Raw genomic sequence first — 24624 nt, forward strand, 5'->3', positions numbered from 1 at the left:
GAGGAAGGAAGTCATGGCAGAGTTTCGACAAGTCCATCGGGCATCCCTCCTGCCGGATCGCATAGCTTCGGACATTATGGCCAAGATTACCGATGGCGAATTGAAGCCGGGTGACGCGCTCCCGACCGAACATAGTCTGGCCCAGACATTTGGTGTAAGCCGGAATGTCGTGCGCGAGGCGATCGCTCGATTGCGGTCAGATGGCATTATCGAATCCCGTCAGGGTAGGGGGGCTGTGGTCAAACCAGTTTGCGAACGCGAAACATTCCGCGTCGATATCCGCGCACTCGGAAAATCCGACAATCTGGCGGACCTGTTCGAGCTGCGCGGTCTTCTGGAAATCGAGGCGGCGGGGCTTGCCGCCGAACGCCGTAGCGATGCTGATCTCGTCGTTTTGCAAACAGCCATTGCCGATATGGAGGGCCAGCAGGAATTCGATGAAAAGCGGCTGGAGGCCGATGCGACTTTTCACCGGGCGCTCGGCAAGGCATCGGGCAACACCTATCTGTCCACCATCATCGATTATATCTCCTCGCGCTTGAAGGAAACGACACAGGCGACCTCAGAAATCTATACGAGGGACGACCTTCTCGATGTCACGATCAGCGAACATCGGAAAATTCTGTATGCGGTCGAGGCGGGTAGCAGAAGTTCAGCGCGTGTTGCGATGGCAGCGCATATTCAAGGGGCGGCGGAACGTCTTCAGGTTCCGGTGAAACTCGGCAGACCTTAGCACTCGTGCGCCTGCCAAAAGGCCTCGGGGGAGGGGGACGAAGGTCAATCGCTGGTTTTCGTTGTATCGGCTTCCAGATGGATGACCACATCAACCTTCTCGATACGGTAACCTGAGGGCGCGCGAGGTGTGACATCGATGACCAGCGCGGAGGACGGACAGTCGAACACCCTGTCTTCATCAGGAATATAGTAATGCCTGTGGTCGCCAGTGTCGGTGTCGAACCATGTGCGTTCACCCGAAATTGCTATCCTGCGCAAGAGGCCGACCCGCTCGAAATCGTTGAGCGTGTTGTAGATTGTAGCAAGTGAAATTCGACCACCATTGCCGGAAATCGTTTCAAAAAGCTTCGATGCGTCAACATGTTGGTGCGGGCCGCAAAGCAGGTTTTCGGCAACGGTCCGGCGTTGAACTGTGGGGCGCAGACCCGCAGCACGAAGACGTTTGGTGATCGTATCGTTCGAATTGTCGCAGATGTCCGTCTTGCTATCGGTCATGTCCATCCGTTTCTGAGTGCTTGAGTTGGTCCATCGCACCAAGGTTCAACGTAGTGCACGCATCCATTGATGTTCCATAAAACAAGTTTTTGCAAATGACTTGCAATAGCAAAAATAATTTACGTGCCCACTATCTGATAACCTGAGTGAAATCTGGGTTGGAGGGCTCGCTGAAACCGGGTCGCAGTATTTGTGAAAATGCAAATCATTCGCAACTAGCTTGACAGTTGCGAATGATTTGCAATATCACTTGCAGGTAACAGGGCGAGGTTTCTCTTTCAGGAGTTTGGAATGTTCAAAAAGCTGGCAATTACCACATCGATCACAACGCTGGCGGTTGGCCTTGCCACTGGTGTGTTGGCCGAGGACAAGATGAAAGTGGTCACCACGTTCACGGTTCTGGCTGATATTGCACAAAATGTGGCAGGGGAGACAGCTGAGGTTGTTTCGATTACCAAGCCCGGCGCGGAAATTCATGGCTACCAGCCAACCCCCCAGGACATCGTACGGGCTTCCGATGCCGATCTGATCCTTTGGAACGGGATGAACCTGGAGCTGTGGTTTGAGCAGTTTCTTTCAAATCTCGGCGACATCCCATCCGCAACGCTGACCGATGGCATTGACCCGATTTCCATCAGGTCCGGGTCCTATGAAGGCAAACCGAACCCGCACGCATGGATGGGCCTCGACAATGCGCTCGTCTATATCGACAACATCGTCAAGGCGTTTTCGGAGCAGGACCCTGACAATGCGGCGACCTATGAGCAAAACGCTACCGTCTATAAAGACAAGCTGCGCGAAACGATCGACCCGTTGCGTCAAGCGGTTTCCACAATTCCGCAGGAACAGCGCTGGCTGGTAACGTGTGAGGGGGCGTTCAGTTATCTCGCTCGGGATTTCGACATGAAGGAACTCTACCTCTGGCCGATGAACGCCGATCAGGTTGGCACGCCGCAACAGGTCCGCGCGGTGATTGACGGTGTCAGGGACAACGAGATTCCGGTTGTCTTTTGTGAAAGCACGGTCAACACCGCACCGGCCCGGCAAGTAGCACGCGAAACCGGCGCCACCTATGGCGGTGAGCTATACGTGGACTCCTTGAGTGAAGCAGACGGTCCGGTGCCAACCTATCTCGATCTTCTGAAAGTCACCGCCGGAACCGTGGCCGAGGGTCTCAAGGCAGCCACCAATTGATCAACGGAATGGCTTGACCTGGCCCCGCGGAAATCTTGCCGCGGGGTTTTGATTGTGAAGCCATGAATTGTGCTCTTAAATGGGATGACCCATGCTGAATGTCATCAAGGACCTGGAAATGGACGTGACCGCACAGGCGGATGGAGGCGGCCTATCCGCCGAGGACGTCACGGTAACCTACCGCAATGGTCACACCGCATTGTGGAACGCGAGTTTTGAAATTCCACGTGGCACCGTTACGGCCCTTGTCGGCGTCAATGGCGCGGGAAAATCCACCCTTTTCAAGGCGATGATGGGGTTCGTCCCGGCGGCCAGGGGCAAGATCCGCATCCTGGATCTTCCCGTCCGAGAAGCCCTGCGCAAGAACCTTGTCGCCTACGTTCCCCAGTCTGAGGAAGTTGACTGGTCGTTTCCGGTTCTGGTGGAAGACGTCGTCATGATGGGGCGCTACGGCCATATGGGGTTTTTGCGCCGTCCCAAGCAGGCAGATCATGATGCCGTCGATCAAGCGTTGCAGCGGGTCAACATGCAGGACTTCCGGCACCGTCAGATCGGTGAGCTTTCCGGCGGCCAGCGCAAGCGCGTCTTTCTTGCCCGTGCGCTGGCACAGGACGGTCAGGTGATCCTTCTGGACGAGCCCTTCACCGGTGTAGATGTCAAGACAGAAGAGCAGATCATCGGCCTGTTGAAGGAACTGCGTGACGAGGGCAGGGTGATGCTGGTGTCGACCCATAACCTCGGGTCTGTTCCGGAATTCTGCGATCGAACAGTTCTGGTCAAGGGAACCGTGCTCGCCTACGGCCCGACGGAAACCACCTTCACGCGCGACAATCTGGAGCAGGCCTTCGGGGGTGTTCTGCGCCACTTTACGATTTCCGACGAAACGCTGCATACGGACGGCGATCAGCGCAAAGTGACCATCCTGACCGACGACGAGCGGCCTTTCGTCCAATATGGCGATGAAGTCCAGACCACCGAGGTCCGCAAGTGATGGAAGTGCTTCTGGAGCCGTTTTCCTATAATTACATGACCAACGCGATGTGGGTGTCCGCCCTGGTCGGTGGTGTCTGCGCGTTTCTCTCCGCATACCTGATGTTGAAGGGCTGGTCTTTGATTGGCGATGCCCTGTCTCATTCCGTCGTGCCGGGTGTTGCAGCGGCTTACATCATCGGGCTGCCGTTTGCTCTGGGAGCCTTTATTGCCGGCGGGCTTGCAGCTGGTGCGATGCTGTTCCTGTCGGAGCGGTCCGGATTGAAAGTGGACGTGATCATCGGCCTGATCTTCACCAGCTTCTTCGGTCTGGGGCTCTTCATTGTTTCGGTCAACCCGATGTCGGTATCTGTCCAGACAATCACCATGGGCAACATTCTGGCGATCACCCCGGAAGACACGCTCCAGCTCGCCATCATCGGCTTCGTTTCCCTGGCAGTCCTGCTCGCCAAATGGAAGGACCTGATGGTCACATTCTTTGACGAAAACCATGCCCGCACCATTGGACTGCGGCCCGGTCTCTTGAAGGCGATCTTCTTCGTGCTTCTGTCGGCCTCGGTCGTTGCAGCCATGCAGACTGTCGGAGCCTTTCTGGTTATCGCCATGGTCGTGACACCCGGTGCAACCGCATATCTCCTTTGCGATCGCTTTCCGCGCCTGATCATGCTCTCGGTCGCGATTGGAGCGCTCACCAGTTTCACCGGAGCCTATGCCAGCTATTTCCTCGATGGTGCGACCGGTGGCATCATCGTCACGTTGCAGACGATTATCTTCCTGATTGCCTTCCTGCTTGCTCCCAAACATGGCCTTCTGGCTGCAAGGCGAAAAGCGGCTGAGGCCTTGAAGAAAGGGCCGCCTGACAGCATTGCACCCTCAGGGGTGCTCTCTGGACAGACCAGCCGTGAGGAGATGCTGTGATGGATCTCGACACGCTGCTGCTTCCGTTCAAATTCCCCTTCATGCAGAACGCCTTCCTGATCTGCATCATCGTTGCCGTCCCGACGGCGCTGCTGTCCTGCTTTTTGGTCATGAAAGGTTGGGCCCTGATGGGGGACGCCGTCAGCCATGCGATCCTGCCGGGCATCGTGCTTGCCTACATCTTCGGAATACCGTTGCTTGTCGGCGCCTTCGCTGCCGGCATGTTGTGCGCGCTGGCAACCGGGTTCCTGGCCGGGAACAGCCGGGTCAAGCAGGACACGGTGATGGGCGTGGTCTTTTCAGGAATGTTCGGGCTTGGCATTGTGCTCTATGTCTCGATCGAAACCAACGCCCATCTGGACCACATTCTGTTCGGCAACATGCTCGGCGTTGGCCCGGGCGACCTCGTGACCGCCGGATCCATTGCGCTCATCGTCGGTGCGGGCCTTGTTCTGAAGTGGAAAGACCTGGTCCTCCACAGTTTCGACGCCGCCCAGGCCCAGGCGTCCGGTCTTCCTGTCAATCTGCTGCACTACGGTCTGCTGGCTGCCCTTTCACTGACCATCGTCGCAACACTGTCGGCAGCGGGACTGATCCTTGCCATCGGTTTGCTGATCGCCCCCGGTGCAATAGCCTTCCTGCTTGTGCGCACATTCGGCACGATGCTGTGGGTATCGGTTCTTGTCTGCATGGCATCCATGCTGGCCGGAACCTATGCCAGCTTCTTTCTCGACAGCGCCCCGGCGCCAACCATCGTTCTGATCCTGACGGGCCTCTTCGTCATCGCTTTCGTCCGCCGGATGATCCTGACACGAAAGATGTCCCAACGCCGGGTATCGGGCGAACCGGCTGCTGAATAGAAAAAGAGCCCGGAATATTCGGGCTCTTTTGGCAATCGAATCAGACTTGCTCCCACAAGAATGAAAAAGGGTGTCCGCTCCCTCTCTGGGCGGTCGATGGGAAGAGGGAGCGGACCGGAGCGCTCAGTCCTACCAGCCGATACCGACATAGTTGGAAGAGGTTGGGGCGTTGTTGGGGATGCGGATCAGGTCCACAACCACGGCCTCTTCCTTCTTGGACGCGAGCGCGCTCCTGAGGGCGGGAATGTTCTGGGAGACAACAACCGCATCTGCGTCCGCGAGCGCCGTTTCCGGGGTTTCCTTCAAAAACTCCGGCAAAGCGTCCACGACAGTCTGAAGATGCGGAGCCGCATGGCGCATATAGTCGAACTGTTGGCTGATATGCGGACCAGGCTGGATGGCCGGGTCATAGGCGGTTACCTCGATGCCGGATTTCATCAACTCCGCGATCACGTCCAGAATGGGGCTCTCGCGCAAGTCGTCCGTGCCCGGTTTGAAAGCAATGCCCATGATCGCGACTTTTCTCGCACAAGTGCGTTTGACAAGATTGAGGGCCTGGCGGACCTGCTCCTGATTGGAGGGGATCAGAGCATCGAGCATCGGCAGGTCGATGCCGAGATGATCCGCCAGGTGTGTCACGGCGCGGACTTCCTTCGGCAGGCAGGAACCGCCGAATGCGAAGCCGGGCTTCAGGTAGTAGGGGGACAGGTTGAGCTTGGTGTCCTGAACGAAAATGTCCATGACTGCATGGCTGTCGATGCCCATTGGCTTGCACAGACGGCCGATTTCATTGGCAAAGCAGACCTTGGTCGCGTGCCAGACATTGTCGACATACTTCACCAGTTCCGCGACTTCGACCGAGGTGACGATCGGATTGATATCGACCGATGCGTAGATCCTGGCCAGGGCACGGGCAGTATATTGATCGGTCACACCGAAGACCGTTTTCGGCGGTTCGTGGAAATCCGCGACGGCGCTGCCTTCACGTAGGAATTCCGGATTGAAGCAGATGCCGAAATCCTGGCCGGCGGTTTTGTGTGAATAGCGCTCGATGATCGGCTTCATCACCTTGAGCGTCGTTCCCGGAGGAACGGAGCATCGCAGCACGATGATATGGAATGAATCCTTGACAGCAAGGGCCTCGCCGATACTGCGGGCAACCGCCTCGATTGCGCGCGTGTCGCAACCGCCGTCCTCTGCGGTCGGCGTGCCAACGGAAACAAAGGTGATGTCGGTGGTCCAGATGGCGCGCTTGATGTCAGTCGTCGCGGACAGCAGGTCATTATCGACGCCCCTCGTCAACAGTTCCCCGAGCTGATCTTCTACTATGGGGCTTTGTCCCCATGCGATGGCATCAACTTTTTTCTCATCGACGTCGACACCAACGACGCGGTGACCAAGTGAGCTGAGGCAGGCAAGCGAAACAGCGCCGACATACCCCAGACCGATCACGCTGATCGCATCCTTGAAATCCTGAATTCCGAGCTCGGAAGCGTCCAGCTTGCGGGCGAATTGTTCATTTGAGACATACATGTTCATTCGACTGCTCCCAGAATGTGTTCTGGCAATTTCAGAAACAAGGAACGTGCCAAACGCAGGTTTGAAAAATTTCTTTATTTATTTCAGTAAGTTACGGTTACTGTGGCAAAGTGGGTAAAGTTTCGGGTTTTCGAAATTGAAAACCCGATTTTCAAAATCCAACTTTTTAGAAGCGCAATGCGAAGGAAAAAATCGCTTACCCAGGTGTCGTGAAATTTTGAAAGGAAAGGTCCTTCAGGCAACTTCGCTTCCTGTGCGAAGCGATTTTGTCCAGACCACGACCAGCGCCATCTGAAAACGCGACCGGCAGGTCGCCCTTATTATAAAGAGTACGCGGGACCGATTGGCGTAATCCTGAAATTCGCGATTTCAAAAAGACCCCTTTTCGTTTCGCGAAGTTCCGGCTGGATCAATCCATCTCGACTTTGCTGACGCTACCTTTAAGTAATTGGAAAGCTGATATAAATCATAAAGTGGAGCTGATTTTGAAATTGTGGCCGACCGATTGCATTTGCTTCTCCAGAACCAATTGAACAATGGAGAGCAGTCATGTTTTCGAAAGTTGCGTTTGAGGCCATTGGTCAGGTAACCGGGCCTGAAATCGTTGACCCGCTTGCCGCTGGCGAAAAAGTCTTCCTGTTCGATCTGGATGTGCTTGTCGCGAGCCGTTTCGGTCGGATGGATCATGAATTTGCCGGCTATGTACGGGAATTTGCCCGTTCACATCCATGCTACCTGCTGACATCGGCCAACTACTCTGAGGTAATGTCGCGTCTGCCCGGGTCCGTCCGCCATGCCTTTGAAGGTGTGTTTGCCTCGTGCGGTACAGAGCTTTGGGTGAACAATGAAATACTGATCCGTCACGAACACCTTTTCTCCGACGATCTTTATGAGTTTGTCGCCAAGGCGGTCCAGCAAAGCGCCTATTCCGGGAAGGAAGCACCATTGCTGGAATGCGGGTCTGCCACCCTTCGTTTGAGCCTTGCCGGCATTCGAAGCACGGCCGGTCAACAAATGGCCTATCGGCGCTGGGAGAGAGAACATCGTGAACTTGATGTGATTGCAGATGAAATGAAGGCCCGTTTTCCGGATCACACGGTATGCCGGGACAGCGATATCAGCCTGATGATCACACCCAATACTTTCACCAGTGCCCGGGTTCATGAACATATCCTGAAACGCCACAAGGCATCGCGCCTGATTGCCTATTTCGCCAACCGATCCGCAGGTGGATTTGCAAAACCGCTCTGCGACGCCCTGTTGACCTCGGATGTCGTGTCGACAGTGAATGGGCCGAGCGATGTTAGCCAGTTGCTCAGCTATGAAATGCGCTCAGCTCCTGATGCCGGTCAACGGCCGCACACCATGAACCGGATGCTTCAGGAGGCTTGATATGAACGCCATCGATCAGAAGGGTTTTGATCGTAGCTGCTGGTCACTTGTCGAGAGCCGCAAGGTCTTTGATGCGGGCAATCGATTGCGGGTCCTGCGCCAGACGGTGTGTCTGCCCGACAATCGGATCGTGGACGATTATTACCGCATCGACCTGCCGTCATTCGCAACTATCTACGCGCTGACGGAAGACGGCAATGTCCTGCTGTTGCGTCAATACAAGCATGGCGTCGGCGAGGTTTGCCTGACATTGCCGGGAGGGCAAATTGAACCGGGTGAAGATCCCGAATTCTCTGCCCGGCGCGAACTTCTGGAGGAGACCGGCTATGGCGGCGGCCGCTGGCTTCAAGGCCCGTCACTGGTGCTTCACGGCAACCAGAGGATTGCGCGCGCACACATCTATGTCGCGCAACATGTCATCAAGCTGGGCGAGGCAGGTTCAGGTGACCTTGAAGAGACGCAACTGGTGTTGAAGCCCCGGCAAGATCTGCGCCGTGCCATGCTTCAGGGAGAGCTGCCGATCACGACCCATGTCGCCACAATCGGCATTGCGGAAACGCTGCTTGAAGCAATATCGCGTGGGTGAGACGGACGAAGGGAAACGATGGGGCCTTTCCCTTCTTGAATTCGGTGCCGGGATTTCACCGGCTGCGGCGGGGTGGCCTCTGACGCGATTTCCCCTCGCGCCTAGGGCCTGAAGTCCGCCCTTCAGATGGCCTACTTCTGAAACTCTTTCCCCGACTGTTTCTCTATGCCAGGGCCGTCAACGCCTCAGTTTCGCACGGGATTTATGTGACTCAGTTCGTGCTTGCATTGTTGTTTACCATACGTTAAGAAAGTAGACAAGGTTCGTGACTCAATTTATGAAGAAAAAACTCTTCGGAAATTCGAGAAAAACGGACCTGCTGTGATCGAGCACAACGACGAAAGAGAATGGGAAACGCGCGTGTACGGCTATGCCCGCGTCAGCACAGAAGACCAGAACCTTGATATGCAGATCCGCGCCCTCAACGATTACGGATGCTCCTATATCTTCAAGGAAAAACGGTCTGCGTACGGGGTGAAGCGCAAACAGCTTGAATGGCTAAAAAAGAGCCTAGCGCCGGGTGATACGCTTGTTGTCTGGAAGCTGGATCGGTTGGGCCGTGATGTCGGTGAACTGATCACGTTCATGGCAATGTTGAAGAAGAAAGAAGTGAACTTCGTCAGCCTGAATGATCAGATTGATACCCGTACGGCCATGGGAAACTTCATGTTTCATCTGTTGGCGTCATTGGCGCAGTTGGAACGCGATCTGGTAGCGGAACGAACTAGGGCAGGGATGGACGCAGCTCGTAAGCGCGGTTGGCATCCGGGGCCGGAAACACTCATTAAGCGGTTGGAGCGGGAAGACCCGAAGCAGCTCAAGGCGCTGCGGAAAGACATCGCGGACCCGAAAATGTCTTGGCGAGCACTCCATAAGAAGTATGGTTATGCAGTTGCAACTCTACGGCGACACTTTGAAGGTGAGCGCAAAGAGGCATTGGCCAAGTTAGCCGAATTGGATGAAGAATGAATAGGTGGCAGAGTTGTTAGGCGCATTTACTTCTAGCACGTCAGGCCTGCTGGCGCTCGGTGCAATGTTTTTCGGCGTAGTTGCATTGCTTCTAGGAGGATTTGCCGCCGCGATTAGAGATAAAGAAAGTGCTGATGCGGAAAGCGCTTATCAAGCAAAACTAGACCAGAAAACCGACAAGATAACCGTATTGCAGGACGAAATTAGTTCTCTGCAAAGTGAGACTATTAAGATGATCACTGGAGGCGATTCATTTCCTGTGGTGAATTTGGTGCAACACCCTAAACTCGGGATGGGTAAGTTCTCCCCCGAGATTTGGGTTTCTGGGGCTTACCACCTCAGAAACGTGAAAGTCTCAATCACTATAGTAAGTGGGGCTGAGACCAATAAATATAGCTTTGAAGAAGTAAGTCTTCGTGCTTATGGCGGATTGCCTTTTGATCTTATTGTAAACGCCGCAGCGGAGGGTGGCGCTACTTTGAGTGTTCGGACATCTGCGGAAAATGGAACTTGGTACCAAAAGATCGACTTCCGGAAAGCCGACGACGGACGGTTCCAGTTCAAGACAAAGATTGTTCGTTTTGGTCACCCTCAAACGACAGTTCTTAAGAAGGACTTCGACGAGGACCTTAGCTTTGGTTCCATTGACGAAATGAAGCGGTCCCCGACGTTTGTACAATAAGGAGCCGAGGTGATGGGAAAAACGTTCCAGGTTCTCGATTTCGAGGATAGCGGCATCCACGGAATTGCGATTGCACCGATGAAAGATCGTTTGAGCGTAAACTGCACGAGCGATGGTGAGATTGATGCTGCAATCCAGAACCTGAAAGATGATGCGGACCGTATTGCCAAGGTCATGAAACGCGAACTTCGAAAGAGGAAGAAACAGCCTCTTTTCGGTCGTGACTCATAGGAGCCTGTGAGTTGCTTGCAAATCATGGAACTAAGGAGAGTTGTAGTTGTGAGCGTTTGGGCAAAAGTAGAAGGCGTAGGCGGCCTAATATCCGGGGTTGCAGCATTTATCGTTGCTGGAGTTGCAATTTATCAGGCAAGTACCGCAAATCAAAAAACTGATGAACTAATAGAGAATTACAACAAGACCTTTTTCGCAAAAAATAGTGGTTTCAATAAATTGTTTCTTACTCCTGTTCGAGAGGAAAAAGTACTTACTCTTATGAACTCATTTGAAAGAGTAAACTGGGCGCCAATGACCGTGGCGGAGTTGTGGGAGGCCGAAGAGGCTGCCGAGTTGGGGGTGAGTAAGCAAGAATTCATTCAGATCATAAGGGCAGGCTTCGGCATGGGCGTACTTAGGGAGGTCTTTCCAAGGTCAGGAGAGAAGATAGAGCGCACTGCGATTGGCAAAATTGAGTGGCGACCTGTGTTTCGCATAAATTAGTAGTTCGGAAAGTCAGGTAGAAACTAGGGAGGCCGTTGCAGCTATGCCCGGTGGTGACTGGAACCTAGCCGAAGCCAATGAGCGCTTTGGCGGATCTGGTCGAGCTGGTGGCAGGAAGAAAAAGTAGGTTTTTTGTTATGGCTTTATCGGAATATTGGAAGAGTATAATTGCCAACACAGTTCCAATACTGGTTGGTGGAGGTTTGGTAGTTGGTGGTTTCGATTATCTAACGAAAGATCGCGGGCACGACATTGAGATGGTCAAGATAGGTGTCCAAATCCTTAGAGTGGATCCAAATAAAAATCCAGAAATTGGAGATGCTGGGCGCGAATGGGCGATGCGTCTCATAAATCGTTATTCTGGCGAATCGCTTACGGTATCAGAAATGGATCAACTCAGAACTTCTCCCATTGTGGATTGGTACAATGATAACACCCCGAACAGCGTCTTGTATGGTGCGGGCTACAAACGGATTACTCCTAGCAAGGCGACCGCTCAATTCATTTGGGAGAATGATAAAGAACTCGTTGATCAGATAGCAGCTCACAATCTCCAATGTGAAAAAGATGCGAGTTGTCTTGAATGACTCATAAGGAGCGGACATGTCTGACGATAGCGTGAACCATGACCATTTGGTCGGCAGATCGTGGTCTGCATATAGCGCGATGATCAACGAAGCGCAGGCACTCGAAAACACAGCTCAGCGACTACGTGAGCGGGCAGCAGAATTGCACTTGGTTTTAGACCCGCCTGCTGAAAAAGAACGTGACTCATAAGGAGCCCTCTACAGCTCCGCCTCCGAAAGTTCCGCTTCCTCATCCTCATCACTCTCACCATCCTGCGCTGCCCAGATTTCCTTCTTGCGGTAGAGCGTCGACGGGCTGACCTGAAGGACGCGGGCGGTCTTCGGCAGGCTGCCGCCGCACGCGTCTATGGTTGCCTCGATCATTTGCCGTTCCAGCGTGTCGAACGACTGACCGAGTGCGAGGGTCAGGCTGGGCCAGGAACCGCTTGCCGCCGCCGCGACAGGGGTGATGCCTTGCTGCGGTGAGGGGACCTGCAGCGGAACGGACCCGGAGTTTCGCGATGCGGAGGGAACGCGCCCCTGAAGCGTCGACAACATGTCCACATCAACGATTGGACCTTCGTTCAGGACAACAAGATTGCGGATTGTATTTTGCATCTCCCGGACGTTTCCAGCCCAGGCGTGGGCCATCAGCGCTTCTTCCGCTTCCACGGAAAATCCGTCGAACTGTTTCCCTTCCTCTGACGCGAATTGCGTCAGGAAATGCCGGGCGAGTTCGAGAATATCCGCCCCGCGCGCCCTGAGCGGAGGTAGTCCGATCGGCAGGACATGAAGCCGGTAGTAAAGATCCTCTCGGAAACGGTTGGCTTCAACCTCTTCCAGCGGATCCCGGTTGGTCGCGCAGACAATGCGCACATCGATTTTCTTCAGGCTGTCGCTGCCGACTTTCTGGATCGTGCCGCTCTGCAAGAACCGCAGCAGTTTGGCCTGAAGGTTCAGCTCCAGTTCACAGATTTCGTCCAGAAACAGTGTACCGCCGTCAGCGCGGGCGGCCGCTCCGTCGCGGTCTGACGTTGCACCGGTAAAGGCACCTTTGACGTGACCGAAGATCTCCGATTCAATCAGGTCTTTCGGGATGGCCGCGCAATTGAGCGGGATAAAGGGCCGCTTGGCCCGCGGGCTGGATTTGTGGATGGCCTCCGCGCAGACTTCCTTGCCCGTTCCGCTTTCACCGGTAATGAAAACAGAAGCATTGGAGCGGGCCACGCTTTCAATCATCTTGTAAACCGCGGTCATCGGCAGGGAAGACCCGACAAACCCGTGATGTGCCTTGGGATTTGACGGCTGCCTGACCTCCTCGACAACTTCGGTCAGGGTTTCACGCTCAAGGGCATTTCTTGTGGTGGTCACCAGCCGTTCCTCGGCAACGGGTTTGACGAGGAAGTCGTAGGCACCGGCCTGCATGGCATCGACGGCGGTCTTGATCGAGCCGGAGCTGGTGACCACGACCACGGTCACCGGGAGTTGCTCTTCCCGAATGGTGCTGAGCACCTCCAGCCCGTTCATATCCGGCAATTGCAGATCCAGGAGTACGACGCTGACGCCGCCCTTGCGCAGCCGCTCGAGCGCCGCCTTGCCAGTCTCCACATGAAGCGTGTCAATGCCGGCCCGTGACAGATGGTGACCATAGACGGTGGCCAGCGGCAGGGCGTCTTCAACAATCAGGACTTTCAACTCACATTCCTCCTGCCGCCGGGGGTATCAATCAGGCGTTGAGAGATATTCTTACACCAATCTCGTCACCTAATGCTTTCACTTCCCCTAACGTACGTTCACATGTCTCATCGAGTTCATCGACCTTGGCCATGGCCGCGGCCGATTTACCGTCTCGCGCAAGCGTGTTGATTGTGGCGGCGACATTCGTCAGGTCTGTCGCTCCGAACGTTCCCGCGACGCTCTTCAGCGCGTGGGTCGCCCGTTCCAGTTTTTCAAGATCATCGTTTTCGACTGCCTCATGCACAGCTTCGCGGCGCTTCAGTGTGTCTTCGACAAACTGGTGAAGCAGTTTTTCCTGAAGCTCCTTCGGCATGGTGCTCAGGATGTCTCGAGCTTCCGCCAGCGTGTGTGCATCTACCGGCGCATTGGATGCCGGTGTTTTGATTTCGCGGCTGCGGACATTTCTTGAAATGCAGGAGAGCAGATCCTGCTTCTCCACCGGTTTTGCCAGGAAGTCGGACATCCCCGAGGCGATAAAGCGCTCCCTGTCTCCGCGCAGAGAATAGGCGGTGAGCGCAACGATGGGCGTATCGGTATTCCGCCGACCTTCCTTGATCATCCTAGTGGCTTCAAGACCGTCCATTTCCGGCATCGAAATATCCATCAGGATGCAATCATAGTCGCGCTTCTGTGCCGCCTGCACGGCTTCCTTGCCATTGTTTGCGATATCGATATCGCACCCGGCTCGCTCCAGCGCATGGCTGACAACGATCTGATTGGTTGCGTTGTCTTCGGCAAGCAGTATGACAAGACCGTCCGGCAGTTCGGCATCAACGGCTTCGCTGTTGTCACCGGTGGCGGCTGTCTGATCTTCTGCAAGCGTGATCGGTACAGTGAAGTGAAAAGTGCTTCCGGCCCCGGGCAGGCTCTCCAGAGAGATGTCTCCATCCATGAGCTGGGCAATCTGCTGACAGATCGCGAGGCCCAACCCGGTTCCCCCCTGCTTTTTGGTGTAGCTGCCATCCACCGTGACAAATTCTCCGAACAGGGCTTCATGCTTGTCTTTGGGAATGCCGATGCCGGTATCTTTTACCGAAAACCGGAAAACGGGTCGGACCGGATCGTCCTTCACAATGTCAACGGTGATCTCGACTGATCCGATCTCGGTGAATTTGATCGCGTTGGAAACAAGGTTCAGGATCACCTGTCGCAATCGTCCGGAGTCTCCGACAACGATTTGCGGAGTAGCCTCCTGTCCATTCAGGAAGAGCCCCAGACCCTTTTCCTGGGCGATCGGCATGAACAGGTCGGCAACGCTTTTCACGACCGTATTCAACCGGAAAGGAGCATTGTCGAGTTCCATCCGACCAGCTTCCAGTTTGGAAAAGTCCAGAATGTCGTTGATCAATTCCAGGAGGGAACGTCCCGATTCCCGCGCTGTCTTGACATAATCGGCCTGGCCGGGATCGAGATCGGTATCACGCAGCAGGCTCAAGATACCGAGTACCCCGTTCATGGGGGTCCGGATTTCGTGGCTCATCATTGCCAGGAACTTGGCCTTGGCCTCATTAGCGGCTTCCGCTTTTTCCTTGGCATCACGCAACGCTGCGTCTGCCGCCTTGCGCTCAGTGATGTCGCGAACATAGCCAAGGAACAGGGGCCCCTCCGCACCGCGTGTATGCCGGATTGCAAGCTCGACGATGATCTCGTGACCATCCTTGTGCTGGCCCTCAATTTCAATGCGTTTGCCGAGAACCGGCCCCTCTCCGGTAATCAGAAACCTGGCAAGACCATCATCATGTGCCTGCCGGTACTTTTCCGGAATGATGAAGTTCGACATCTTCTGACCGACCAGCTCTTGTGCCTCCCAGCCAAAGACCTCTTCGGCAGCCGGGCTGAAATCCAGGACAACACCTTCGCCATTCATGACGATGACACCGTCAAAGGAGGCATCGACCACGTTGCGAAGCAGGTCCTCGCTGCGTTTCAGCTCTTCTTCCCGCTTTTTCAGTTCGGTGATATCGACCCGAAAACCGACAAGTCCGCCTTCGCTTGTTCGTGTTTCGATCACGCGAAGCCAGCGTCCGCTATCCAGGTGCTGTTCCATCGGGGCGCCGGGATTGCGATGGCGCTCCATACGCAAGGACACCCAGTCTTCCAGAACGTTATCGGGGACCTGATACTGACCGCGCTTGGCACCTCCCCGGATGATGTCTTCGAATTTCGCTCCGGGTTGGATCAAATCCGCACTCTGGCTGTAGAACTCTTTGTATTTGCTGTTGCAAAGCACTAGGCGATCATCCGCGTCGTAAAGCACGAAACCGTCCGGCAGGGATTCAATGGCATCGACAAGCCGGGTCTCCGCCTGCTTCAGTTTCGCGGCGGCAGATTTTTGCTCGCTGAGGTCTCTCAAGATGGCGGTAAAGGTGTTTGTGCCATCGACCGTGCTCTCGGAAAGTGACATTTCGACGGGATACTCATGCCCATCAAGACGCCGGCCCATGGTTTCAAGCCGTCCTCCTTCCGGGCCGCTATCGGTATTGGATCCGGCGCAGCAGTCGAACGGCAGCTCTGTTTGCGTTGTAAGCGGAAGGATGTCGCAGATCAGTTTTCCGATAAGCGCGCTTGCCTCCGTTGCGGCAAACATCTTGAGTGCAGTTTGGTTCGCGCTGAGAATCTCGCCGCTCCGGGAGATTGTCAGAACCCCGTCGAGCATGGTGTCCAAAATAGCGTTGACCTGCGCTTCGCCGGTTTCTGCGCGATGAATTGCGGTACGAAGCGCTTCGTTCTTGTCCCGTTCGGCGTCAGCGAGGTCCGCGAGTTTTCTGGTGGCACGCTGGCGTTGATGGGAAAGAACAAATGTAAGGGCAACGGCGGCCACAAAGGCGACCGCGAGCAGGAAGATCAGGTTGTCGATCGAGGTGAGCCCGGTTCCATATAGGGCACTGGCGGGTATGACGATTTCCTGGATACCCCTGATGTCCCCGACTTCCCAATCCGTTTTGGGCGATTCAGCATGCGTGTTGTGACAGGCAACGCAGCTTTCTTCCATTCGAACGGCCGTTGCACTGCGGAACACCGCGCCGTCTTCCCGTTGCTCCAGAACCTGAAATGGTTCGTCGGGTGATGAAGCAACGACTTCCAGCGCCTTGCGCTCAAACGCATCGAGTTCCCGATCCTGACGCCAGGGCCATGGATAACTTGAAAGCATGCGAATGCCGCTGCTCGCGCCGATATTCTTGAGTTCATCTTCAAGCGCCAGCGTCATGGAGACCGGAGCCGGAATTGTCAGGTCCTTGCCGTGGTAATCGTGGCTCACGGCAACATCCTGTGACGACCAGAGCTTGTCGACTACCTCTCGGGAATAGAAGGACCGCGTTGCCGACAGGAGTTCGGACTGAGCGCGCGCAGCCGCTGCGAGATCTGCAGTTCGGGCTTTCTGTCCGAAATCAACCGCGATGACATAGGCAGCGATGGCGGAAGCAGAAATAAAAACAAGAACCAGCCAGAACGTCGCGTCGTAGCTTAAGTCCTTGATCCATTTCCGCATGGTTCTCTCCTCTCGGCTCTCCGGTTCGGGAGGTGTACCTTTACGGAAGTTAGCTTTTTTGTGCTTGCTCATTGGTTATCAATTTTCAATTTGTTGAAAACAGGTCCCGAACGCCAGAGTATTTGCCGGGATCGACTTCAGTCCGGTGTGCGCCTGCAAGGGCGTGCAGGCGCACATATCCCGATCTTCGCTAGAAATTGAAGTAGATGAACTCGGTCATTTCAGCCAGGCGGTAGGTTTGCACCAGCGCGACGCCAAAGAGAACGGAGACGGCAGCCGCCCATCCGGCTGTCGGCTTCCAGCGAACCGGCAGGAAACCCTCCGAAGGACGCTGCGCGACCAGTTTCTTAAGGCCGAGTACCGGGTTGTACCTCTCGGTGAATTCGATGGAATTCGGCAGCAGAAACACGATTGCCGCAAGACAGATCATGGCAGCCCAGACAGGAGCAGTCCCGAAAATCATGCTGTCCCACAGGCCGGGTTCGTAAACCGTCGAAAGTCCGGTCATGCCCGCAAGGATGTTGCTGGCGCCGGAAAATGACTCAGCCCGGAAAAACACCCATGCGACAACCACAGCCAGAAGCGTCACTCCTCGGCTCAGGATGTTTCCGACCGGTCGCGGCAGGATCGCGGGAATGTATCCTTTTTCAGCCAGGGCCGACCAGCCGTGGTTGATGGCCAGATAAGCACCGTGCAGTCCGCCCCAGAAGACGAAGGTCCAGCTGGCGCCGTGCCACAGGCCGCCAAGCAGCATGGTGATCATCAGATTTGCATAGCGTCGTATCGGACCGGTCCGGTTGCCGCCAAGCGGGATATAGAGATAATCCCGCAGAAAATGCGACAGGGTGATGTGCCAGCGGCGCCAGAAATCGGAAATGCTGGTTGCCTTGTAGGGGGAGTTGAAGTTCACCGGCAGGCGGATGCCGAAGAGGCGCGCCAGACCAAGCGCCATATCGCAATAGCCGGAAAAATCGAAATAGAGCTGGAATGTGTAGGCAAGGGCTCCGATCCACGCGGCTTCAAAGGGAACGCCGCTGGTCGTTTCCGCCAAATTGAACACGCTGTTGGCGTAGGGGGCTATGCCGTCGGCCAGCACGATCTTCTTGAAAAGACCAATGGCAAACAGCGTGCTGCCGACGGCCAGGTTCAAGACCAGCTTGTTCTTGAAAACAGGCAGCCGGAACTGCGGGATGGTTTCCTTCTGCATCACGATCGGACCGGCGATCAGCTGCGGGAAAAAGACAACGAACAGCATGTAGCGCGGGAAATCGCATTCCGAGATGTCACCCTTGTAGGTGTCGATCAGGAACGAGATCTGCTGGAAGGTGAAGAAGGAGATCGCGAGCGGCAGCACGAGATGCAGCAGCGGGATTTCCGACCCGGAGATAAGGTTCGCATTGCCAATGAAGAAGTCGGCATATTTGAAGACCGCAATCAGCGCGAGGTTGAAGGCGATGCCCGCAATCAGGATGAAACGGTCGCGGATCTGTCTGAGAACACGGTGAAAACCGTAGTTCACCACGACAGAGCCCAGAAGCAGTGGCAGATAAACCGGGGTCCACCAGGCGTAGAACACCAGCGACGCGATTGTCAGCCACCAGATGATGCCGTTTTCCCACCCCCAATGCCTGAGCACGAGGTATCCGATCAGAACCGGTGGCAGGAACAGATAGATGAATTCAAGTGAACTGAAGACCATGGCTTAGCCCTCCTGTTTGCCAGTGGCTTGCGGAATGGACCGCTCGATGATGGTGAGATTGGCTGCGTTGCTTTGCTGCAGCTCTTTCAGGAAACGCGCGCTTCCCTGGTGACCGCGGTCGGCGCCTTTTTGCGCAAGTTCGAGAGCCTTGGTCCAGTCGCGTTCGACAAACACGCCGTCAACATACAGCTTTGCGAGTTCCTCCATGGCGCCGGGATGTCCGACATTGACGCCGCGCTCCAGCAGCGCCACTGCGTCCTTCGGCTCCAGATCATATTTGTTCTGAAGATGAAGCCGGGCGAGGGCGGTCAGTGCGCCGCCATGTTCCGCCTTGGCGGCCGTGCGAAACCAGTCGAGCGCTTCCTGGGCAGCCTTCTCGTCAGTGGAATTGGCGATCAGCATCTGCCCGAGATCGTGCATCGCACCGGCGTCTCCAAGATCGGCCGAACGCAGGAACCACTCCTTTGCAAGGGTCTGGTCAACGGCAACAAACTCGCCGTCGCGGAAGATCCGGCCAAGGGTTTTTGCAGAGCTTGCAGATCCGTCGCGGGCTTTCCTTTCCAGGCCCTCGATCGCGCGTGACGCCCAGAATCGGGCCTTTTCGACATCCGGTGTACTGCCATATCGGCCGGTCAAAAGGATGCGCGCATAGTTTATGGTCGAGGACGGATAGCCGGCAATCGCAGCACGTTCATAATGATGGAACGCGATCATCAGGTCCCGGTCGGTGCCGATGCCGCGTTCAAAGTGTTTGGCAAGCTGCACATGTGCCTTTGGATAATCCCATTCCAAGGCTTTGGTGAACCATTGAAGTGCAATTTCTGCACATTGGTCTCCGGAGGACCGTTGGAACAGGCGGCCGAGCTCATAAGCGGTTTCCCCGCGAAACTCGAAAGAATACCGGACGGCTTCCATGAAGATCAGGCGTGCCTGGGCGAGATCCTGTTCAACACCCCAACCGTTCTTGTAGGCCCGGCCGAGGTGAAAGAGCGCTGCCGGATGTCCGTCATTCGCCAATTGTGTGAAGACGTCCGCTGCAGCCTCCCAGCGGCCGAGTTTCTGCAGTCCGCGGGCTTGCTTGATCATCTCTTCAACCGTTGGATCGATTCTGCTGGACTTGATGGACCTGGTATCCTGTCCGGGGAGCATTGCGATGGCGCCGGCGATCCCGAAAACGGTTCCGAGCAGAAGGTACTTCCAAAAGCGCGATTTTGATGCGGCCTTGGTCATTGTGCCATCCCCCTGGTCAAGGATTGTCTTGGTTGGTCCGCGGTTACGTGCCGCGACATCTTCGGGTCGTTATCAAACAGCCAGTCGATTTTCCGAGGCGCCTGATGGTTCCCATGGGGGACATTGGTGATTTCAGCGGCGACACAGGCACCGACAACAAATCCGGTCAGGCACAAAAGAGCATCCTGAAGAGCGCGATTGGGGTCAGCCATTGGCCTGCCTCCAGATCCGGCAGGACTTGCCTTCAAGAAGTTCAAGCGTTCCCTCCCTTCGCGAATGCGCCGTGTCCTGAGGCGTGACAGGGCAAACGAGATCGGTGCGTCTTGCCGTGGCTGCTGTCACATGGTCAGGATCGGGGTCGAGCAGCAGCAGCAACTCGCCGACAATTCGTCGCGCCGGAGTGGAGCTGAAGTGATAGGCGTCGGTGAAGTTGTCGAGGTCGCGTGCAAACGGAGCGTCGAAGTCGAGATCGACGACGGGTGCAAGCGTGGACAATCTTTCCCGGAACTTGTGGTTTGCCGAAGTCAACCCGAAATCGGATATCCGACGCTGCATTTCGGAAATTGTCGGTGGGATGAAGAACACGAGGTCGACCTCGTTTTCATCGCACCAGGTGGCGATTTCCTCAACCATCTTCCACAAGTCGTCAGATTGTTTGAAGCGACGCCAGTCAGCAGCACCATTGGTACCGACCTGCTTGGCAAACAATTGCGGCAGGTCACGTTCGAGAGTGATTTCCGGCCAATAGCCAGCCCAGTGGCCGAGTCCGTAGCCGCGGCCATGAAAGACGGTTGGAAGCACAAGTGTTCCGTGCGGTGCTGAAAGGGCGCACTGGTCGCACAGGGCCGGGTCCAGAAGTGCGTCGACCGTCAGTGTGTTGAGCGCAGAAAATTCTGCTGCCTGCGCCGAATGAACGGGCCACAATGCCGGGTTTTCAAACATCTTGAACACACCCGAATACCGCGCCTGAAGCAGCCTCCAGCCGGTCTTGGCGACAAACCAGTTCGAGTAATAGGAGAAAGGGTCGTTTGCGAGTGCAATGGCTTCCGGTACCCGGTTCATTCCACCCTTGAAGCGCGCATCCATGCTGCGTAGCGGCAGGCTGACGATCAGGGTTTCCAGGTCCGCGGTGTCGCGCAGATACTTGAATGTCTCGTAGATTTCATAAACGGTCGCGCCGCCATAAGCGAAATTATAAACGTCGTCCCGTCCAAGTTCCTGCCAATACTTGTCTTGCAGGGCGCGCGCGCGGCTGTCCCCAAGGATGACCGTTGGCGCTTTCAGCCGCGGATACTCGATCATCTTGTAAAGCGGGTAATGCGCCTTGACGCTGATCTCCAGTTTGTCGAGATCAAGATCGAGCAACTGATTGTGGTCATAAGCGTCAACGACGAGGTTGAAGGCAACCGGAGAAAGGGCCAGCATTCCGGTAAAAGCCATAGCCGCAGCGTAGAGTTTTGGTTTCAGTTTCATTGGGTGCCCCCTTGAATTCGTTTCGAGGACCTAAGAAACAAGATCGGGGCCAGACGGCAGGTCTTTTAAAAGATGATATAAAACAACAGGTTGGAGAATTGTTTTCAATTCGGGAAGGAAAGCTGGTTTCGATTTTGGGGAGAAAACTTTGCAAAATGGGAAGTCTGCGGCAGACACTATGCCGCTGCAGACAGGCTCAGAACGTGTGAAATCATGCGGCCGCTAGGTGGTTCAATCAGCCCGGCCATCAGGCAGACGCCCAGAAACAGCATGGTGACGTAAAGGAGGGTGAGGTAGCTCGCCATCCAGTTTTGCAATGTTGCAATCAGACCGTCGCCATCGCCCGCCCGCTGGTCGCCGCGATTGGACCAGCGCTGCTTCGACAGCCGGAAGATGCAATAGACTTTCACCGACGCGTTGATGAGCTGGTTGAAATACAAAATGAACGGATAACTGAGATCGACTTTCCTCGAATATTGGAAGAGGAACAGCGACAGCAGCATGCGCGTGATGCAGATAAAAACCACGTAACCGAGGATGTAAAACGGGTCGTAAAGCACAGAGGTACAGATTGCCAGAACCGGGCTGACCAGCATGGTCCACATGGACACGCGTTGGTCCAGAAGGCACCACCAGATGAAGAATGGCATTCGACCCGGGCCTAGCGCCAGGGCACGGGTTCCATTGCGCAGCATGTTGCCTGACCAGCGCCGGAAGTTTTGAACCATCCGGTCCATGCCGGAGCCTTCGATCACTTCGACCGTGTAGCCCATGGCATCGGGCACATAGAGCATGCGACAGCCAGACTGGAGCATGTAGTACCAAGTGCTCTTGTCGTCGCCGGACAGAAACCGGAATTTACCCCACAGCCAATGCTCCAGATGGTCGGCTTCCAACAGACGGATGAACTTCAGCTTCACAAGGTGATTGGCGCGGAACACCGACATGCGCCCGGTCAGGGTCAGGACACGGCCTGACAGGGAATGGGACTGCATGGCCAGCCGGCGCTGGGCAAAGCGCATGGTCAACCAGTTTGCAATCCAGCGCGGACCGATGCACAGCACTTCCTCGTCGGTCGTGCAGGCTTGAAGATCCGGATAGAGCTTGAAAAGGGGAAGACAGGCACCAACGGCATTCTTGGCAAGGATGAAGTCGCCATCCATGAATATGATGAGATCGTCATCCTCGACATCACCGCGGCTCATGGCTCTGAGCACCAGGCCAATTGCCAGCCGCTTGCCGGGTTGGTTCTGTCGAACGACATGCAGCTTGATGTCGAGATCGCTCCATTCACGGACAAGAAGATTTGTGATCAGTTCTTCATCATAGGCGTCACCGGAACCGAGCCAGATGGTTCCGGGAACACCTGCGTCGCGAATTTCACGGCATATGGAACGGATGACTTTTTCGGTGATGTCCCGGTGTTCCTTGTAAGTGGTCATCATGAAATGAAGACGGCGAGGCCGCCAGCCGTCCTCCCAGATCTTCCGGCCCGCGTCACGCATGGATGGGTAGACGAAGCGTCCGTAAATCCAGGCACGGACAGCGTGGGTCATCCACCAGCCGTAGCGCCAGATGCCGAGAATTCCGATGACAAGTGTGATCTCTTTTGTCGTTGGGCTGAAAAAGACATTTTCGACGGTTGTCAGGCCGACAAAACAACAGCCGAAATAAAGACTTATCTGGAACAACGCAAAGGGTGTCCATTTCGCCAAACCCTTCGGCCGGTGCGTGATTTCGTCGACGTCATAGGTGCAGGCAGGGTTGCGGTCTTGCATCACTTTGCCTCCAGAAACTGTTCCACCGTGCGCCAGACCACGTTGCCGCGATAGCGCTCGAAGTAGATATTTACAGGCGTTCCGCTGGTCGGCAGTTGTCCCGAAACCGGCGTGAGGATCACCTTGGCGGATCGGGAGTCCGGTGCGCGGAAGCGATGCGTTTCGCTCACTTCATCGACAAAACCGGCGGTACGGTCCACTTCAGAGACTTCGGCGGTCACCCAGCGGTCATCTGCCGGGAAATAGAGGTTGGCGGGGCTTCCGATCCGGACCTGCAAAACCTCCTCCTGGGTCAGAAAGGCGGTAATGAACTCGGTGCCTGTTTCTTCGACGGTCACCATCGGTTCGCCCTGTTTGACGGCATTGCCCGGAACGAAGCCGACATCGATGATGCGACCGGAAAACGGTGCTGTGACCGTCTGCTGCGTTTCCTTCTTGGAAAGTTCTGCAACAACCGATTTCTGGAACGTTTGCTCGGATTTCAGTCGCGCTACCCTGGCTTCCATTTCCGCCAGGCGGCCGGCAAAAGCGTTTCCGGTGAAAAGGCGGATGCTGTCACCGCCATCGATCAGTTGCTTGAGTTCCTGGATATGGATTTCTTTTCGCGCCAGATCGGAAACAACTTGCTTTAACTCAAGTTCAGCTGCTTCAACATCCTGAGCAAGGACAAGACCCTTGTTTGCGAGGGTTTTGACCCGCACCAGCTTCAATTCCGCGTTTTCCTTGGCGAGAACCAGCCCGTCCAGCTGGGATTCCGCCTGACGCACATTGTTGCGAGCAATAAGAGAATAACCGTTGGCCCGACGCCTTTCTTCGCTGAGCAAAGTCTCCATTTCCGCAAGTTTTGCGTTTGTCGACGCCAGAACGGTTCTCGCGCGGCGCAGGTCGTTCTCGTGATTGACGTTTTCCATCACAACAAGCTGCTCTCCCGCCAAGATGTGTTGTTCGCCGACGCTGGGGGCATGAAGAACTCGCCCGGAAATTGGCGCGGTTACCTGAACCCTGTTGGCGCTGACAACAGCCGATTGAACTTCGAGACGGAACAGGGAAGCAAATGCATAGACGCCGACATATCCGAATACCGCCAGGCCGAGCGTCAGATAAAACAGGCTCATCATGATCTGTCTGATTGGCCAGCGACGGACGGGCATGTCCTTCACGGGGTTAGGGTCGGGTTTGGTCGGCACAGGTGTCACCGGTGTATCGATCCGCACGATCGTGTCGGCAACATCAGTCATCTTGCCGCGGACAAGGTCCTCGACGAAATGCTGCATCAGGGACCTTTCACGTTCGCCAAGTTGCGTAAACGCAAAGGCAACCTGCCCGTTTTCCTCGTCGAGGCGAACAACCCTCGCATCGGCCTTCAACGAGATATTGAAACCCTGGAAAGGCAGGGTGCACGTTAGTGAATGATCGGACCCGTTTTCGGGAATGTTGCACGAATACCCTGAGATCCGGCAGCCGCCGAGCCCCCAATCGACAGCATCAAAGGTTTGCCCGTCCAACGTAACGCGCATCGGCGCCGTTACCCTGTAGTGCAGCCTTTGGCTGGGTCTTTCGTGAATGATTTCCAC

The 24624-nt window shown here is 55.5% G+C and carries 23 protein-coding genes; 13 read left to right on the plus strand and 10 right to left on the minus strand.

Translation table 11 applies throughout. The features are described from left to right. Nucleotides 1–13: 13 nt before the first annotated feature. Nucleotides 14–733, plus strand: coding sequence for a FadR/GntR family transcriptional regulator (locus K5905_RS00120; protein WP_297578694.1), 720 nt, complete (start codon nt 14–16; stop codon nt 731–733). Nucleotides 734–777: 44 nt separating this feature from the next. Here the strand turns inward: K5905_RS00120 and K5905_RS00125 are convergent, their stop codons facing one another. Further along, on the minus strand, nt 778–1230 hold the full coding sequence (locus K5905_RS00125) for a Fur family transcriptional regulator (RefSeq protein WP_297578697.1): 453 nt from the start codon (nt 1228–1230) through the stop codon (nt 778–780). A 291-nt stretch (nt 1231–1521) separates the two neighbouring features. Here K5905_RS00125 and K5905_RS00130 point away from each other — a divergent pair, with 291 nt between their 5' ends. The 4 genes from K5905_RS00130 (at nt 1522) to K5905_RS00145 (ending at nt 5192) form a co-directional block, all read left to right on the plus strand. After that, nucleotides 1522–2424 carry a metal ABC transporter substrate-binding protein gene (locus tag K5905_RS00130; protein ID WP_297578700.1) on the plus strand — a complete coding sequence of 301 codons (903 nt, stop codon included), beginning with the start codon at nt 1522–1524 and terminating at the stop codon, nt 2422–2424. Between the two features lie 118 nt (nt 2425–2542). Further along, nucleotides 2543–3415, plus strand: a complete 873-nt coding sequence (locus K5905_RS00135) for a manganese/iron ABC transporter ATP-binding protein (protein WP_297578772.1) — start codon at nt 2543–2545, stop codon at nt 3413–3415. Beyond that, nucleotides 3415–4332, plus strand: coding sequence for a metal ABC transporter permease (locus K5905_RS00140; RefSeq protein ID WP_297578775.1), 918 nt, complete (start codon nt 3415–3417; stop codon nt 4330–4332). The genes K5905_RS00135 and K5905_RS00140 overlap by 1 nt, the downstream gene beginning before the upstream one ends. Then, on the plus strand, nt 4332–5192 hold the full coding sequence (locus tag K5905_RS00145) for a metal ABC transporter permease (protein WP_297578704.1): 861 nt from the start codon (nt 4332–4334) through the stop codon (nt 5190–5192). Before K5905_RS00140 ends, K5905_RS00145 begins: the two co-directional genes overlap by 1 nt. Before the next feature lie 129 nt (nt 5193–5321). Here the strand turns inward: K5905_RS00145 and K5905_RS00150 are convergent, their stop codons facing one another. Then, nucleotides 5322–6731, minus strand: coding sequence for a UDP-glucose/GDP-mannose dehydrogenase family protein (locus tag K5905_RS00150; RefSeq protein WP_297578706.1), 1410 nt, complete (start codon nt 6729–6731; stop codon nt 5322–5324). A 549-nt stretch (nt 6732–7280) separates the two neighbouring features. Between K5905_RS00150 and K5905_RS00155 the strand changes: the two genes are divergently transcribed. From K5905_RS00155 to K5905_RS00190, 8 genes are all read left to right on the plus strand, one after another. Continuing rightward, the gene (locus tag K5905_RS00155) at nt 7281–8123 is read left to right on the plus strand and encodes a hypothetical protein (protein ID WP_297578709.1); all 843 of its coding nucleotides are present in this window, start codon (nt 7281–7283) and stop codon (nt 8121–8123) included. A 1-nt stretch (nt 8124) separates the two neighbouring features. Continuing rightward, nucleotides 8125–8709 carry an NUDIX hydrolase gene (locus tag K5905_RS00160; protein ID WP_297578712.1) on the plus strand — a complete coding sequence of 195 codons (585 nt, stop codon included), beginning with the start codon at nt 8125–8127 and terminating at the stop codon, nt 8707–8709. Nucleotides 8710–9030: 321 nt separating this feature from the next. Then, on the plus strand, nt 9031–9678 hold the full coding sequence (locus tag K5905_RS00165) for a recombinase family protein (protein WP_297578714.1): 648 nt from the start codon (nt 9031–9033) through the stop codon (nt 9676–9678). A 4-nt stretch (nt 9679–9682) separates the two neighbouring features. Then, complete coding sequence (locus tag K5905_RS00170; protein WP_297578716.1) at nt 9683–10360, plus strand: hypothetical protein; 678 nt, start codon at nt 9683–9685, stop codon at nt 10358–10360. A gap of 12 nt (nt 10361–10372) precedes the next feature. Beyond that, nucleotides 10373–10591, plus strand: coding sequence for a hypothetical protein (locus K5905_RS00175; RefSeq protein ID WP_297578717.1), 219 nt, complete (start codon nt 10373–10375; stop codon nt 10589–10591). A 48-nt stretch (nt 10592–10639) separates the two neighbouring features. After that, nucleotides 10640–11077 (plus strand): hypothetical protein, encoded by a 438-nt coding sequence (locus K5905_RS00180; RefSeq protein WP_297578719.1) that lies wholly within the window; start codon nt 10640–10642, stop codon nt 11075–11077. Between the two features lie 77 nt (nt 11078–11154). Then, nucleotides 11155–11664, plus strand: a complete 510-nt coding sequence (locus tag K5905_RS00185) for a hypothetical protein (RefSeq protein ID WP_297578722.1) — start codon at nt 11155–11157, stop codon at nt 11662–11664. 16 nt (nt 11665–11680) lie between these two features. Then, complete coding sequence (locus K5905_RS00190; protein WP_297578725.1) at nt 11681–11854, plus strand: hypothetical protein; 174 nt, start codon at nt 11681–11683, stop codon at nt 11852–11854. Between the two features lie 8 nt (nt 11855–11862). Here K5905_RS00190 and K5905_RS00195 read toward each other — a convergent pair whose 3' ends face one another. The 8 genes from K5905_RS00195 to K5905_RS00230 form a co-directional block, all read right to left on the minus strand. Next, complete coding sequence (locus tag K5905_RS00195; protein ID WP_297578728.1) at nt 11863–13338, minus strand: sigma-54 dependent transcriptional regulator; 1476 nt, start codon at nt 13336–13338, stop codon at nt 11863–11865. A 31-nt stretch (nt 13339–13369) separates the two neighbouring features. Further along, on the minus strand, nt 13370–16870 hold the full coding sequence (locus K5905_RS00200) for a PAS domain S-box protein (protein ID WP_297578731.1): 3501 nt from the start codon (nt 16868–16870) through the stop codon (nt 13370–13372). 190 nt (nt 16871–17060) lie between these two features. Beyond that, nucleotides 17061–18569, minus strand: a complete 1509-nt coding sequence (locus K5905_RS00205; RefSeq protein WP_297578733.1) for an MBOAT family protein — start codon at nt 18567–18569, stop codon at nt 17061–17063. A 3-nt stretch (nt 18570–18572) separates the two neighbouring features. Then, nucleotides 18573–19799 (minus strand): tetratricopeptide repeat protein, encoded by a 1227-nt coding sequence (locus K5905_RS00210; protein ID WP_297578736.1) that lies wholly within the window; start codon nt 19797–19799, stop codon nt 18573–18575. Further along, entirely contained in the window at nt 19796–20011 is a 216-nt protein-coding gene (locus tag K5905_RS00215) for a hypothetical protein (RefSeq protein WP_297578739.1), read from the minus strand. Before K5905_RS00215 ends, K5905_RS00210 begins: the two co-directional genes overlap by 4 nt. Continuing rightward, complete coding sequence (locus K5905_RS00220) at nt 20004–21272, minus strand: hypothetical protein (RefSeq protein ID WP_297578742.1); 1269 nt, start codon at nt 21270–21272, stop codon at nt 20004–20006. Before K5905_RS00220 ends, K5905_RS00215 begins: the two co-directional genes overlap by 8 nt. Nucleotides 21273–21448: 176 nt before the next feature. Then, a complete protein-coding gene (locus K5905_RS00225; protein WP_297578745.1) occupies nt 21449–23050 on the minus strand; it encodes a glycosyltransferase in 1602 nt (533 codons plus the stop codon). After that, nucleotides 23050–24624: an HlyD family efflux transporter periplasmic adaptor subunit gene (locus tag K5905_RS00230; protein ID WP_297578748.1), complete on the minus strand. Its 1575-nt coding sequence runs from the start codon at nt 24622–24624 to the stop codon at nt 23050–23052. The genes K5905_RS00225 and K5905_RS00230 overlap by 1 nt, the downstream gene beginning before the upstream one ends.

This window comes from Roseibium sp., from assembly GCF_025698965.1.
GTDB lineage: Bacteria > Pseudomonadota > Alphaproteobacteria > Rhizobiales > Stappiaceae > Roseibium.

Coding starts and splice junctions, on each gene's coding strand:
- K5905_RS00120 (WP_297578694.1), top strand. CDS start 14: ATGGCAGAGTTTCGACAAGTCCATCGGGCATCCCTCCTGCCGGATCGC.
- K5905_RS00125 (WP_297578697.1), bottom strand. CDS start 1,230: ATGACCGATAGCAAGACGGACATCTGCGACAATTCGAACGATACGATC.
- K5905_RS00130 (WP_297578700.1), top strand. CDS start 1,522: ATGTTCAAAAAGCTGGCAATTACCACATCGATCACAACGCTGGCGGTT.
- K5905_RS00135 (WP_297578772.1), top strand. CDS start 2,543: ATGGACGTGACCGCACAGGCGGATGGAGGCGGCCTATCCGCCGAGGAC.
- K5905_RS00140 (WP_297578775.1), top strand. CDS start 3,415: ATGGAAGTGCTTCTGGAGCCGTTTTCCTATAATTACATGACCAACGCG.
- K5905_RS00145 (WP_297578704.1), top strand. CDS start 4,332: ATGGATCTCGACACGCTGCTGCTTCCGTTCAAATTCCCCTTCATGCAG.
- K5905_RS00150 (WP_297578706.1), bottom strand. CDS start 6,731: ATGAACATGTATGTCTCAAATGAACAATTCGCCCGCAAGCTGGACGCT.
- K5905_RS00155 (WP_297578709.1), top strand. CDS start 7,281: ATGTTTTCGAAAGTTGCGTTTGAGGCCATTGGTCAGGTAACCGGGCCT.
- K5905_RS00160 (WP_297578712.1), top strand. CDS start 8,125: ATGAACGCCATCGATCAGAAGGGTTTTGATCGTAGCTGCTGGTCACTT.
- K5905_RS00175 (WP_297578717.1), top strand. CDS start 10,373: ATGGGAAAAACGTTCCAGGTTCTCGATTTCGAGGATAGCGGCATCCAC.
- K5905_RS00185 (WP_297578722.1), top strand. CDS start 11,155: ATGAGCGCTTTGGCGGATCTGGTCGAGCTGGTGGCAGGAAGAAAAAGT.
- K5905_RS00190 (WP_297578725.1), top strand. CDS start 11,681: ATGTCTGACGATAGCGTGAACCATGACCATTTGGTCGGCAGATCGTGG.
- K5905_RS00200 (WP_297578731.1), bottom strand. CDS start 16,870: ATGCGGAAATGGATCAAGGACTTAAGCTACGACGCGACGTTCTGGCTG.
- K5905_RS00205 (WP_297578733.1), bottom strand. CDS start 18,569: ATGGTCTTCAGTTCACTTGAATTCATCTATCTGTTCCTGCCACCGGTT.
- K5905_RS00210 (WP_297578736.1), bottom strand. CDS start 19,799: ATGACCAAGGCCGCATCAAAATCGCGCTTTTGGAAGTACCTTCTGCTC.
- K5905_RS00215 (WP_297578739.1), bottom strand. CDS start 20,011: ATGGCTGACCCCAATCGCGCTCTTCAGGATGCTCTTTTGTGCCTGACC.
- K5905_RS00220 (WP_297578742.1), bottom strand. CDS start 21,272: ATGAAACTGAAACCAAAACTCTACGCTGCGGCTATGGCTTTTACCGGA.
- K5905_RS00225 (WP_297578745.1), bottom strand. CDS start 23,050: ATGCAAGACCGCAACCCTGCCTGCACCTATGACGTCGACGAAATCACG.